Origin of the sequence: Agrobacterium sp. AGB01 (assembly GCF_014851585.1) — a bacterium.
Lineage (GTDB): Bacteria > Pseudomonadota > Alphaproteobacteria > Rhizobiales > Rhizobiaceae > Agrobacterium.
This window is the reverse complement of record NZ_JACVAB010000021.1, coordinates 1-473: the sequence shown is the minus strand read 5'-3', so window position 1 is coordinate 473 and position 473 is coordinate 1. Positions and strand designations below refer to the sequence as shown.

The following is a 473-nucleotide window of genomic DNA, read 5'->3' as shown; positions in this document are numbered from 1 at the left end:
TGCGGTTTCCTTAGCGGGAATGTCGGTTATGTTTTTGCCGTCGAGGATCACCTGACCGGAGGAAGGTGACAGCAGCCGCGACAGGGCACGCAGCAGCGTGGACTTGCCACAGGCATTCGGCCCGACAATGACGGTAAACGAACCATCCGGGATCGAGACTGTCAGGTTTTTTGAGATCGTACGCTCATCATAGCGTAGCGTCACACTGTCCGCATGCAAACGGGCGGGAACCGGATGGGTGTTGGATGCGGTCATTTGCGACCCTCGCGAATAAGAAGCCAGAGGAAATAAATGCCGCCAATGCTGACGGTCATCACACCAACGGGAAGTTGAACCCCGAATGCATGTTGTGCAGCCCAGTCGGCAGCCAGAAGCAGAAGACCACCCATCAAGGCAGACGGTATCAACGCGACACCGGCCCCGCGCGTCAGCCGTCGTGCGATCTGTGGTGCAGCCAGTGCAATGAAGGAGAT

At 57.5% G+C, this 473-nt stretch carries 2 protein-coding genes; both read right to left on the bottom strand.

Annotation, left to right across the window (positions count from 1 at the left end; translation table 11 throughout):
• Positions 1–255 (bottom strand): ABC transporter ATP-binding protein (locus IB237_RS26185; RefSeq protein ID WP_192491682.1); only part of this gene is annotated, 255 nt, incomplete at its 3' end.
• Positions 252–473: iron chelate uptake ABC transporter family permease subunit (locus IB237_RS26180; RefSeq protein ID WP_192491681.1), on the bottom strand; the 222-nt coding region annotated here is incomplete at its 5' end. The genes IB237_RS26185 and IB237_RS26180, both read right to left, overlap by 4 nt.